The sequence below is a fragment of the Paenibacillus sp. FSL M7-0896 genome (genome assembly GCF_037975415.1).
Classification (GTDB): Bacteria; Bacillota; Bacilli; order Paenibacillales; family Paenibacillaceae; genus Paenibacillus_AQ; species Paenibacillus_AQ silagei.
In genome coordinates this window covers 5,067,465-5,079,969 of sequence record NZ_CP150250.1, presented here as the reverse complement: position 1 = coordinate 5,079,969, position 12,505 = coordinate 5,067,465, and the positions used below count along the sequence as shown (strand labels likewise).

At 53.3% G+C, this 12,505-nt stretch carries 10 protein-coding genes; 7 read left to right on the top strand and 3 right to left on the bottom strand.

The window, feature by feature from the left end; all coding sequences use genetic code 11:
- A complete protein-coding gene (locus tag MKY12_RS21805; protein ID WP_339250017.1) occupies positions 1–894 on the top strand; it encodes a carbohydrate ABC transporter permease in 894 nt (297 codons plus the stop codon).
- 20 nt (positions 895–914) lie between these two features.
- Complete coding sequence (locus MKY12_RS21800) at positions 915–1,721, top strand: Nif3-like dinuclear metal center hexameric protein (RefSeq protein ID WP_339310750.1); 807 nt, start codon at positions 915–917, stop codon at positions 1,719–1,721.
- A gap of 385 nt (positions 1,722–2,106) precedes the next feature.
- Here the strand turns inward: MKY12_RS21800 and MKY12_RS21795 are convergent, their stop codons facing one another.
- The 3 genes from MKY12_RS21795 to MKY12_RS21785 all read right to left on the bottom strand — a co-directional run bounded on the left by MKY12_RS21795 (position 2,107) and on the right by MKY12_RS21785 (position 4,693).
- A complete protein-coding gene (locus MKY12_RS21795; protein WP_339250013.1) occupies positions 2,107–2,676 on the bottom strand; it encodes a hypothetical protein in 570 nt (189 codons plus the stop codon).
- Entirely contained in the window at positions 2,673–4,301 is a 1,629-nt protein-coding gene (locus MKY12_RS21790; protein WP_339310748.1) for an FGGY-family carbohydrate kinase, read from the bottom strand. The genes MKY12_RS21795 and MKY12_RS21790 overlap by 4 nt, the downstream gene beginning before the upstream one ends.
- Before the next feature lie 119 nt (positions 4,302–4,420).
- Positions 4,421–4,693, bottom strand: a complete 273-nt coding sequence (locus MKY12_RS21785) for a hypothetical protein (protein WP_339310747.1) — start codon at positions 4,691–4,693, stop codon at positions 4,421–4,423.
- A gap of 240 nt (positions 4,694–4,933) precedes the next feature.
- On the opposite strand from MKY12_RS21785, the gene MKY12_RS21780 reads away from it, so the two are divergent.
- The 5 genes from MKY12_RS21780 (at position 4,934) to MKY12_RS21760 (ending at position 12,498) form a co-directional block, all read left to right on the top strand.
- Positions 4,934–6,517, top strand: a complete 1,584-nt coding sequence (locus MKY12_RS21780) for an acyl CoA:acetate/3-ketoacid CoA transferase (RefSeq protein ID WP_339310746.1) — start codon at positions 4,934–4,936, stop codon at positions 6,515–6,517.
- 55 nt (positions 6,518–6,572) lie between these two features.
- A complete protein-coding gene (locus MKY12_RS21775; protein WP_339310745.1) occupies positions 6,573–7,811 on the top strand; it encodes an OFA family MFS transporter in 1,239 nt (412 codons plus the stop codon).
- A gap of 54 nt (positions 7,812–7,865) precedes the next feature.
- On the top strand, positions 7,866–8,819 hold the full coding sequence (locus tag MKY12_RS21770; protein ID WP_339310744.1) for a DUF561 domain-containing protein: 954 nt from the start codon (positions 7,866–7,868) through the stop codon (positions 8,817–8,819).
- 104 nt (positions 8,820–8,923) lie between these two features.
- Entirely contained in the window at positions 8,924–10,315 is a 1,392-nt protein-coding gene (locus tag MKY12_RS21765) for a sigma 54-interacting transcriptional regulator (RefSeq protein WP_339310742.1), read from the top strand.
- A gap of 65 nt (positions 10,316–10,380) precedes the next feature.
- Entirely contained in the window at positions 10,381–12,498 is a 2,118-nt protein-coding gene (locus MKY12_RS21760; RefSeq protein ID WP_339310740.1) for a serine hydrolase, read from the top strand.
- Positions 12,499–12,505 lie beyond the last annotated feature (7 nt).

The following is a 12,505-nucleotide window of genomic DNA, read 5'->3' as shown; positions in this document are numbered from 1 at the left end:
ATGATCCAAACAAGAGGAGAACGAACGTTTACGGTGTTTTCTGCGGTCGTGATGATCCTGCTGACGGTTTTTGCTTTTTTGCCCTTCCTGCTGATTGTGATCGCTTCGTTCACCAATGAGACGACCCTGATCCGCAACGGGTACAGCTTTTTCCCGGAGCATCTAAGTCTAGACGCGTACCGGTATATTAAGTCCTCGGCGTACATTTTCATTAGAGCCTATGGCGTGTCCTTTCTGGTGACGATCCTGGGAACCGCGATTGGACTGCTGATAACAAGCATGCTTGCTTATCCGATGTCCCGGTCTGATTTCAAGTATCATAATACGCTGGCGTTTGTCGTCTTCTTCACCATGCTGTTCAGCGGGGGGATTGTGCCTTCATACATCATGTGGACCCAGTACTTCCATATCAAAAACACGCTGTGGGCGCTAATCCTGCCCAACCTGCTGGCGAACGGGTTCAACGTCCTGCTGGTCCGTAACTACTTCAAGAATAATGTGCCGCTGGAGATTATAGAAGCCGCTCAGATCGACGGTGCCTCGGAGCTGCGGACCTTCTTCCGCATCATGCTTCCGCTGTCCATGCCGGTCATGGCAACGGTCGGGATGTTTATGGGCCTGGCCTATTGGAATGACTGGATCAATGCGTTATATTTTGTATCTAAGCCGCAATTGTACGGTATTCAGAATCTGCTGATGCAGCTTATGAGCAACATCCAGTTCCTTAATTCCGGCCAAGCCGGGAATGTACTCGGAGCCGACACGGTATCGCTGCCAAGTACAGCGGTGCGGATGGCGATGGCGGTGCTGGGCATTGTGCCGGTGCTGTTCGTCCTGCCGTTCATGCAGAAGTACCTGACCCGCGGCGTGGTTATCGGAGCTGTCAAAGGCTAAATATGATAGGAGATGAGCGTATGAAAGTGCAAGAGGTGATTGACCGGATTCTGCTCGATTGCTGCGGGGGACGGAGGCTGGAGCAGACCTGTGATGTGCTGGCGAGCGGCAGTGAAGAGATGGAGGTCACAGGGATTGTCACAACGTTTATGGCGACGGTGGAGGTCATCAAGGAAGCCGTTGCGGCTGGGGCCAACCTGATCATTACCCATGAGCCGACTTATTTTACCGGAAGAGATTCGCTGGATTGGCTGCAGCAGGACCCGGTATATCTGGCGAAAAAAAAGCTGATCGAGGAGCACGGCATTACGATCTGGCGCTTCCATGACCATATGCATCTGGCGGATACGGACCGGATCTATGACGGACTGCTGAAGGAGCTGGATTGGGCAGATAAAAAGCTGGACGACAAGGACGCCTGGGGATATCTGATCGAGGAGACTACCGTGGGTGAGCTGGCCGGCTTCCTGAAGCAGCGTCTGGGGATGAAGGTGATTCAGATCGTCGGCAACCCGGAAGCGCCCTGCTCCCGTATCGGCATCCTTGTCGGCGGCGGCAGTCTGGGCCTCGGCCGGGAGCAGATGCCGATGGAGCTGATGCAGGAGAAGGGTCTGGATGTGATGGTCTGCGGCGACATTACCGAGTGGACCTTATGTGCTTACATCAATGACGCCGCCATGCTGGGCATGAACAAGGCGATGATCGTGATCGGTCACGAGCGCTCCGAGGAATGGGGCATGAAGTATATGGCTGAGTGGCTGTCGCCGCTGGTGGACGGGGTTCCGGTTACATTCGTGGATGCGAGGGAGCCGTTTGTGTATTTGTGAGGTGAGGATGGAGCGAGTTACAATCGTTCCGTGAAATGATTCTGACCTCGGGTGGCCCCCGGACCCCTCCGGCCTGCTTCTAACGGACTGGAGAGCCCTTATTTTGAGGAAAAACCTACTTTTACACCGCTTATCGGACTGAGATGCGCTTATTCGTCCACTAAGTGATGTTAATCGGTGGTATTACCACCAATAAGGGCCATGGAGTCCGTAACCTGCGTAAAAAGCGGCTTTTGGGCAGAATAAGCGCCTCTCAGTCCGCTGGGCAGATCCCGCAGAGTCAAATGCAAATGATGCTCGGCCTAGCCCAGACCAGTTATGCCGCAAGCCTGGCATAAATCAAAGGCAGCCATCTCCGCTACCGGGAGTATGGCTGCCTTTTATACTACTGCAAGACGTAATTGCCCGTAGCTCTGTACTTCCCTGCCTTGGCATCCCAGGTGAAGATCCCCTCGGCCAGGTCCCAGCCGCCGCCCTCGTCTTTGAAGTCCTTCCAGTATTGATGCAGGCGTCCCTTCTTATCGATCTCGGCTCCTTGATCCCCCATGAACTGAAGCTTCTTGGTCAGAGTGCCATAGTTCAGGCGGTAGACCGAGACCTGGGTGTTCGAGGGCAGATAATCCACGGTAACTGCCAGATGCTTCTCCGTAGGGGAGACAGCGAAGATTTGCATATCCGCTTCATCCTCTTCGAACTCCATAATCTGCTTATCAATTAGTACTGCTACACCCTTGGAGTTCACTAGATACAAATTGCCCGACTCCGTGAGCAGGAAGCTCTCCGGCTTCTGATCGTTATTCAGGTCTGCGGTCTTCAGCAACCGTACCGTTTCTCCCGGGAACTTCTGCTTGAGCAGTGCCTTGGCATCCGGCGCTTTAGCATAAGCCGAAGGGGCGGAAGCTATCAGCAGCAGGGAGGTAAGCAATACCGTAAGCCTGCCCATATCTATTTTCATCCGAGTTCTCCTCTCTTCCGGTTCTCCAGTAAATGATCTACCGCCGCCTGCTCGATGGGCAGCCCCCTGGTGTAACGCTCCATATAGAGGGCAAAGCCGTCCACATCAGTAGGGTCAGGCGTTACCTCCTGTCCTTCCATGTCACAGAACACCTTAGAGGTCAAGTAATCCGCCAGGCTCTCGTTCGGCTCCTTATGCATCATATAAGAGGCCAATATGGCTATGCCCCATGCGCCGCCTTCTCCGGCCGTAGACAGAACAGAGACCGGAACATTCAGTGCAGCCGCACAGATCCGCTGGCCGACCTGCGGGGTGCGGAACAATCCGCCGTGCGCTGAAATACGGTCAATCGTTACCCGTTCCTGCCCGGTCAGAATCTCCATTCCGAGTCTTAACGCAGCGAAAGCGCTATACAGATGAACTCTCATGAAGTTAGCCAGCGTGAAGCGGCTCTGCGGCGAACGGACGAACAGCGGACGCCCTTGGGCAAAGCCGGTGATATTCTCGCCTGAATAGTAGCCGTAGCTCAACAAGCCGCCGCCATCCGCATCCGCTTCCAGCGCCTGGCTCAGCAGGACGCTGAATAACTGGTTCATGTCGGGCTTCAGCCCCATGGCTTCATGAAATTCACGGAACAAGCCGATCCAGGCATTCAGATCGCTGGAGCAGTTGTTGGCAAGAACCATCGCGACAGGGCTGCCTTCCGGCGTAGCCACGATGTCGATCTCGGGGTAGACGGCGGAAACATTCTTTTCCAGTACAAACATGGCAAAAATGGAGGTGCCCACAGATAGATTACCGGTGCGTCTCCTGACACTGTTCGTCGCCACCATGCCGGTCCCGGCATCGCCTTCGGGCGGACATAGCGGAATGCCTGCCTGTAAGCTGCCTGACGGGTCCAACAGCCGGGCGCCCGCCTCATGGAGATTCCCGGCGTGTTCCCCGGCCGTGTACACCTTGGGCAGAATCTCTTGCAGCGTCCACGGGTAGCCTCTACCTTCCAGCAAGCGGTCAAACTGCTGAATCATATCCTCGTTGTACTGCTTCGCCGTTTCATCCACAGGGAACATCCCGGAGGCGTCACCGATGCCCAGCGCCTTATTCCCGGTCAGCAGCCAGTGAACATAGCCCGACAGGGTGGTTATATACCGGATGCCGGCCACATGCGGCTCATTGTTCAGAATTGCCTGATACAGGTGGGCGATGCTCCAACGTTCAGGGATTTTGAATTGAAAAGCGCTAGTCAGCTCCGCTGCGGCTTCAGCCGTTGTGGCATTGCGCCAGGTACGGAAAGGAACCAGCAGTTCGCCGTACTGGTCCAGCACAATATACCCCTGCATCATGGCCGAGCAGCCGATGGAGCCGATTTTTTGCAGCGTTACGTTATAACGCTCCTGAACCTCCAGCTTCAACTGCTCATAGGCTGCCTGCACGCCCTGAAGCATTTCCTTCAGATCGTAAGTCCAGTATCCTCCGATCAATTGATTCTCCCATTCATAGGTACCGGATGCTATAACCTGGTAATGCCGGTCGATCAGCACCGCCTTGATCCGGGTGGACCCCAGTTCAATGCCCAGCGAAGTGTCTCCCCGCTCAATCGTTTCTTTCCTAGAAGAATTCCCCATGATAACGCTACCTCTCTCTCCCATATGTAGTTGAACCGAATATAGCATAGGAGGTTGAATTTATACAACTCTTCCAATCCCACCCAGCGAACGTTGTCCCAAGATAGGCTGATTTGGCCCTAATATACTGTTGCAAATCTGCGAATTCCGCCTGCTGAGAAATAAAATAAAATTTTTTTCTGCCAGATTCCCGGGTCTGCACTATGTTCTTCACGGGTTTGCACTATTTGCAGCTTGGTGAAGTGTGCCTGCGGGTTGTCTGGATAACGCCCAAGCCGGGCGCAAGCAAATAGTGTGGATATTTTGCAACGCGTGACCGGCTTCCGATTCAGGGGAAATTCGGTGTAGAGCAGGGGGCGATGCGGGCAAGCTTGTGAATTTTTGACGAACATTACGGCAGGTATTTCAGACGGTCCAGCGGAGCCAGTCGCAAATTTACAACACAAAAAAACCTTGATTTTAAGCCATTTCCGCCCTATTGACCGGTGCTTTTTTCTGTATTACGATGACCTTGAGAAAACTTTCACAAGGAAAACGAGACGCATAGAGCAGCAATTAGGAGACACACAGAAGGGCCATTATTTTTTTTAACAAGTGTAGTGAAATAATTCACATAAAGAGGAGCAGATGAAATGAGCAAAGTAATTTCAGCCGCCAAAGCAGCGGAACTCATCAAGGACGGAGACACGGTAGCGGCAAGCGGATTTGGATTATCCTGCTGGGCAGAAGAGATGGGGATCGCCATTGAAGAGCGCTTCGTACAGACCGGACACCCGAAGAATCTGACCGTGATGCACGCCAGTGCCGTCGGCAACCGCCGCGACAAGGGCATGAGCCACCTAGGCCATGAAGGCCTCATCAAACGCTGGATTGGCGGTATCGCGATCGCTTCCCCGGGATTGGCCAAGCTGATTGAAGAGGATAAATGCGAAGCCTACAACCTGCCTCAGGGTGTGATTACCCAGCTCTACCGCGAGATTGCCGCCAAGCGCCCGGGTGTGATTACCAAGGTGGGTATGGAGACCTTCGTCGATCCCCGCGTGGAGGGCGGCAAGATGTCCCCGTCTACCAAGGAGGACATTGTGAAGGTGATTGAACTTGAAGGTGAAGAGTGGCTGTTCTACAAGACCTTCCCGATTCAGATTGCCCTGATCCGTGGCACCGTGGCAGACGAGAACGGTAACCTCACCCTGGAAAAAGAAGGCCTGCACATGGAGGTTCTGCCAATCGCCCAGGCGGTCCGCAACTCCGGCGGCATCGTAATCGCCCAGGTAGAGACCGTGGCCAAGAACGGCACCTTGAATCCGAAGGATGTGAAGGTTCCGGGCATTCTGGTAGATTACCTCGTCGTGTCCACCCCGGAGAATCATTACCAGACCGAGAATACGCAGTATAATCCGGCGTTCTCGGGTCATGTCAAAGTGCCGGTCGAGTCGATTGAAATCCTGCCGCTGGATGAGCGCAAAATCATCTCCCGCCGCACAGCCGTAGAGCTTCAGCCGAATACCATTCTAAATCTTGGAGTCGGCATCCCGGTGAATGTAGCGAACATTGCCGCTGAAGAGGGCGTGGACGACCAGCTGATTCTGACGACAGAGGCAGGCTCGATCGGCGGGGTTCCTGCAGGACTGAAGGACTTCGGCCATGCGTACAACTCCGAGGCGATTGTAGATCATGATGCACAGTTTGACTTCTATGACGGCGGCGGTATTGACCTGTCCGTACTTGGCCTGGCCCAGACAGATGAGTCGGGGAATGTGAATGTCAGCAAATTCGGCACACGGGTAGCGGGCTGCGGCGGATTCATCAATATCTCTCAGGCGGCGAAGAAGCTGGTGTTCGCGGGTACTTTTACAGCGGGCGGGCTGCAGATTAAGGTAGAGAACGGCAAGCTGCACATCATTCAAGAGGGCAAAGCCAAGAAATTCATCTCAAAGGTACAGCAGATCACCTTCAGCGGATCCTATGCCGCCAAGGTAAAGCAGCCGGTTGTGTATGTTACGGAACGCGCCGTCTTTGAACTGCTGAACGGTAAAATGACCTTAACCGAAATCGCACCAGGCATCGACCTGCAGACAGAGATTCTGGATCAGATGGACTTCAAGCCGGTCATTTCACCGGACCTGAAGGAGATGGATGCGGCCATGTTCCAGGAGAACTGGGGCATGCTGAAGTCGATTATCGCCGATAAGAACCGGGTGCTGCAGGAAGTGTAGTTAATGTAAGTACCGTAAGCTGAACTTATAAACCAACTAAAAGAGGGATGATACCATGAACGTACAGTTGAACCGCTGGAGGATCTTGATTGCATCAACGATCATTAATATCTGTGTAGGCGCCATTTATGCTTTCAGTATTTTTGCACTGCCATTAACGAAGGTTTTCAGCGTGAGCATGCCGGATATTATGATTGCTTTTACCATTAATGCAGCGATTTCCCCGATTCCGATGATTCTAGGCGGTAAGCTGGTGGATAAAGGGGGAGCCAAGAAGGCAGTCTTTATCGGCGGTGCGATGTTCGGGATTGGGTTCATTCTCTCGGGCCTGGCTACTGCACCTTGGATGCTGTATATCACTTATGGCGTCATTACCGGGATTGGCCAGGGAATCGTGTATTCCTCGACCATTGGCAACAGCGTGAAGCTCTTTCCGGATAAAAGAGGTCTGGCAGCGGGCATTGTTACAGCCGGATATGGCGGCGGCACCATCGCTATCGCTCCTATCGCTAATGCGCTGATCACCAGCAATGGTGTACAGTCTGCCTTAATTACACTCGGTGTTGCTTTCCTGGTGATTATTCTCGGGCTTGGCTTGCTCGTCAAACCTGCCCCGGCCGGTTATGCTCCTGAAGGCTGGACCCCTCCGGTAACCGGAGCAGCTAAGGCTGCAGTGAATGTACCATGGAACGAAATGATCAAGAAGCCGTTATTCTATGTGATTGCCTGCCTGTTCCTGATCGGTGCCCTGTCTGGTATGATGGTAACCGCGAATGCATCGGTAATCGGTCAAAAAATGTTCGGCTTAACCGCAGCCGCCGCAGCGCTCTATGTCAGCTTGTACTCACTGAGCAATTGTCTGGGCCGTGTATTCTGGGGCGCAGTGTCCGATAGAATCGGCCGCGTGAAATGCCTGCTCATGATTTATCTCGTCATTTCGGCGATGATGCTTACGATTGCTCTATCATCTTCTGTAGCCGGATTTGCTGTCGCCATTGCCGGAATCGGCCTGTGCTTCGGCGGAACGATGGGCATCTTCCCGTCCATTGTCGGTGAGAAATTCGGCATGAAATATTACGGCGTGAACTACGGGGTCACCTTCATCGGCTACTCGGGAGCCGCCTTCTTCGGACCGAGAATTGCCGGTAGTGTAGCAGCAGCCAATGACGGCAACTTCACGAATGCTTTTTACATCGCGCTGGTCATCTCCCTGGTCGGCTTCGCCTTAACCTTCGTCTACAAAGCGATGGAGAACAAGCAGAAGCCCGGGCCGGAAGTGGCTAAGGCGGCTTAAGAAAGTCCGGAAGTTCAAATAAACAACATTAATTAATATATGGAGGTAATTATAATGTCGATTACACAACTGTTAGGAATTAAATATCCGATTTTCCAGGGTGGTATGGCTCAGATTGCTGTGTCTCCACTGGTAGGCGCTGTGTCCAATGCGGGCGGGCTGGGCATTATCGGCTCCGGCGGCTTCACCGCCGACCGGCTCCGTGACGAGATCCGCAAGGCCAAAGCAAGCACTGACAAGCCGTTTGCCGTCAACCTGATGCTGATGATGAACAATATCCCTGAGCTGATCCAGGTTATTATTGAAGAAGGCGTGAAGATTGTAACTACAGGTGCAGGCACGCCCGCTCCTTATATGCCAATTCTGAAGGAGAACGGCATTATCGTCATTCCGGTCGTCCCTTCGGTCAAAATCGCCAAGAAAATGGAAGCGCTCGGTGTGGATGCGATTGTAGCCGAGGGAACCGAAGCGGGCGGACATGTGGGTGAGACTACAACCATGGCTCTGCTGCCACAAGTCGCCAGTGCGGTATCGATTCCGGTAATCGGGGCCGGCGGGATTGCCGATGGACGCGGAATTGCCGCTGCTTTTGCCCTCGGAGCACAGGGTGTTCAGGTGGGAACCCGGTTCCTCGCGACTGTGGAGTGCCCAACACACGAGAACTTCAAGCTGGCGGTCATCAACGCCGATGATACCAGCACAACCGTCACTGGCCGCAGCCTTGGCGGTCCGGTAAGAAGCATTAAGAACAGCATGATTGCCGAATTCCTCAGAATGGAGAATGAGAAGGCATCGCGTGAGGAGCTGGAGAGCTTAAGCCTGGGCTCCCTGCGCAGAGCCGTATTTGAAGGAGATACCGATACCGGCTCCGTCATGGCCGGACAGATCTGCGGGATGGTCAACAAGATTACCACCGTGGAAGAGATGATTACCACCATGTTCGCTGAGGCGCAGGAAGTCATGGACAAGATGGGCAAAGTAACCTTTGAAACCGTAGTTCATGCTTAATTAAAGTTTGATCTACATTAGCCAAGTGGTATCATTTAAATAATGATGCTGTTTGGCTTTTTGTCTAGCCGGAATGTAAGCGTTCATATTATGGTATAGGACTGATGAATGTGACCAAAAAAAACAAAAATACAGGGAAACCCGCACTCGACGAATTCGTGGAAGAATATCCGTCAACGTTATTTGTTACCGATCAGAACGGGAATATCTTAATCTCCAATGAATTTACCGCTCTAACCATCGGCATCCATCTGGAGGAGCTGCTCAAGGCGAACGTCCAGGATCTGGTGAAGGCGGGCTATTACAGTCATTCCATCACGATGGAGGCTATTGCGACGAAGCAAAAGGTAACCAATACCGTCAATACCTCCAGAGGCTTCCATGTGTTCTCGTCGGCGATTCCCATTCTGGATAAGGACGGGGAGGTACAGCTGGTAGTTACCACCTCCAATGAATTCAGCCAGGAGCATAACTATTATGAAGCGAATGTGCCAGTGGCCCAGCAGATCCATAAGCAGTTAGGCGGTGCTGCCACAGAGAAGAAGAAGGGAATCGTGGCCGAGAGTCTGGCGATGAAGCAGATTATCAAGGTCTGCAACCAGATTGCTTCTTACGACAGCAAGGTGCTGATCTACGGCGAATCCGGGACGGGCAAAGAGGTGATCGCCAAGTATATCCATCTGAAGAGCGAGAAGTGGAAGGGGCCGTTCATTCCGATTAACTGCGCTGCGATTGCTCCGGCTCTATTCGAATACGAATTGTTCGGGTACGAGAAGGGCGTCCTTGAAGGTCAGACCGAGGTCAAGGCGGGCATGATTGAGATCGCGAACGGCGGGGTGCTTTTCCTCGATGAGATTGCCGATTTGCCGCTGGAGATGCAGGCCAAGCTGCTGCGGGTGCTGGAGAACAATGAAGTGCGGCGGGTGGGCGGCCTGACGAATATCCCGGTCAATTGCCGGGTGATCTCTGCGACGAATCGTGATTTGTGGAGTCTGGTCAAAAAGGGGCTGTTCCGCGAAGATCTGTATTACCGGATTAATGTGATTCCGATTCATATTCCGCCGCTGCGCAACCGGAAGCTGGACCTGGTAGGGTTAATCTCCAGCTTCATCACCAGCTTCAATGAGATGTACGGCAAGAAATATGTGCTGAGTGCTGAAGAATTCGATAAGATGCTGAACCAGCCCTGGCATGGGAATGTTAGAGAATTAAGGAATTACATCGAGCGGCTGGTGGTGACCGAGCATGTGGGCCAGAGCATACAGGAAGAGGAGCAGATTGGCGACTGGTTCTCTCTCGACCACTTCATTGAGAAGAATAAGCATCGGCTCGCAAGTCTGAAGGATTTCACTGCTGTGGCGGAGGGCCATTATATCAAAAAAGTGCTGCAGGATTGTGCCGGGAACGGGACGGAGGCGGCCAAGCGCTTGAACGTTGACCGGTCGGTAATCTACAGAAAGCTGAAGAAGATGGAAGAGGTGCTGCGATTTAAATGAACCTATTTCCAGGATAAGACGTATTATCACTGTGCGTGTTATTCTATGGAAATGGAGTGAATTGAATGAAACTATCATTGTTGCGCCGCCGCTCTGCCTTTTGGACGAGGACCGTGCTTTCGGCTGCACTGGTTCTGACACTTACGGCTCCGGCTGTTCAGGCCGCCGCCGTTCCCCCTGCTTCTACCGCTCCGGCAGCTGCCACTGCAGCGGCCAAGCCGCTGACAACAGAGAATGCTGCGGCCTTCCTCAAGCAATTCTTCAGTTCGGATGCGGTGAAAGCGCAGCTATCCGGTGCGGTTGTTGTGGTAGTGAAGGATGGTAAGACGGTTATCGAAGAAGGCTTCGGATTCGCGGATAAGGATGCCAAAAGTAAGGTAGACCCTGACAAAACAGTCTTCCGTCTGGCCTCGGTATCCAAAACCTTCACTGCGACTGCCGCCATGCAGCTCGTTGAGCAAGGCAAGCTGGATTTGAAAGCGGATTTCCAGACTTATACCGGTCCGATGGCCTTCGACAACCCCTTCGGGGTTCCGGTAACTGTGGGGGATCTGCTGACCCACACCACCGGCTTCCGCATTCAAGACCCGCTGCCGGAAGATATCAACCAGGATTTCACCACCAAGGTGTCGATTGAGGATTACGTGGTGAAGCATATGCCGCCTGTGGTGCGTAAGCCGGGCACCTCTTACATGTATGATAACTTCGCTTCGTTGCTGCTCGGTTTGGTGGTGGAAAAAGCCAGCGGGATGCCTTATGAGCAGTATATGGAGAAGCATGTCTTCGCCCCGCTGAAGATGGATTCAAGCGGCTTCCTGCTGGAAGGCAAGCTGAAGGACAATCTTGCTACAGCCTATGACGCCACGGGCAAAGAGGTTGATCTCTACAACGTGACGCCAACCGTGATGCCGCATGGCGGCATGTTGTCCACCGGCGATGATGTCGGGAGGTTCATGACGGCTTTTCTGAACGGGGGAGCAGCGGGTACGAACCGCATCCTTAAGGCAGATACCGTACAATCGATGGAGGAATACCGTTCTGCTATCCATCCCTTGCTGCCGAATACTACCTATGGTTTCGAGGCGCCTATACAGCTTCCCGGAGCCGGCAGCAGCCCCAAGATTATCACCAAGGCCGGTGATTTGATTGGATTCAGCTCTTATATGTTTCTTATTCCCGAGCAGAATACCGGGGTGTTCATTGGCTATAATCAGCAAAGTACACTGCGTGAGCTGTTCTACCCGGCCTTTATCCAGACGTTCTTCCCGCAATATGCCGCACCGGTGAAGCTGGATGCTTACAAGCCGATGAGCGCTGATGCGCTGAAGGCATTCACTGGCTACTATGCGGATCTCCGTATGAAGAGTCTGGTGTCTACAGTCTCCGTGCAGAATGGTGCGCTAATGATGAATGATGCTTTTCTGGGTCCTCGTAAGTTGATTCAGGTAGACGATAATCTGTTCAAGGATGAGCTGACCGGCAAATTTACGGGCTTCACCATGAAGGATGACGGAGGAAGCGCTTATCTGAAGGAGCCTTACCTCAATCCGTTCAGCTACGGGCAAAAGGGGCCGGATGGCCTCGGTTATGCCGATGTTCCCGCGAGCCATCCTTATGCAACTCCGGTTCAGATGCTCCAGTCCCTGGGGTATCTGGCGAATGATGCCACGCTGAGCTTCCAGCCTGAGGCAGGCGTTACGCGCGCCCAGTATGTGCGACTGATGATGGAGAGCAGCGGGCTCAAAGGAAGCACTACTGAGAAGCTGGCCTTCCCGGATCTGCAGGGCCATCCCGATGCCGCTTACATCCAGCAGGCTGTTGAGCTGGGAATGATTGAAGGAACGGCTAGCGGAGAGTTCCAGCCGGACCGGGTCATCTCCCGCCAGGAAGCGGCAGTCATGATCTGGAGAATGTACAATAAGCAATATCCGGATAAAGCGTTCCAGAACGTGAAGCTATCCGGCAATACAGACAAATGGGCCGTTCCGGCCGTGAAGATGGCGGTCGCTCTGGGCCTGTATGGACCAGACTTCAAGCCGGATGCCAAGGGCGCTATGGATTACAAGTCCAGAGCCGCGCTGAGCAAGAAGGAGAATGCGGCCATCTTGTATGCGTTGTTCACGAACCCGATCGATCAGATCGTCGCCGGACTAAAGGAGAAGCCTGCGGAGGGTGGGAAATAAGAACCTG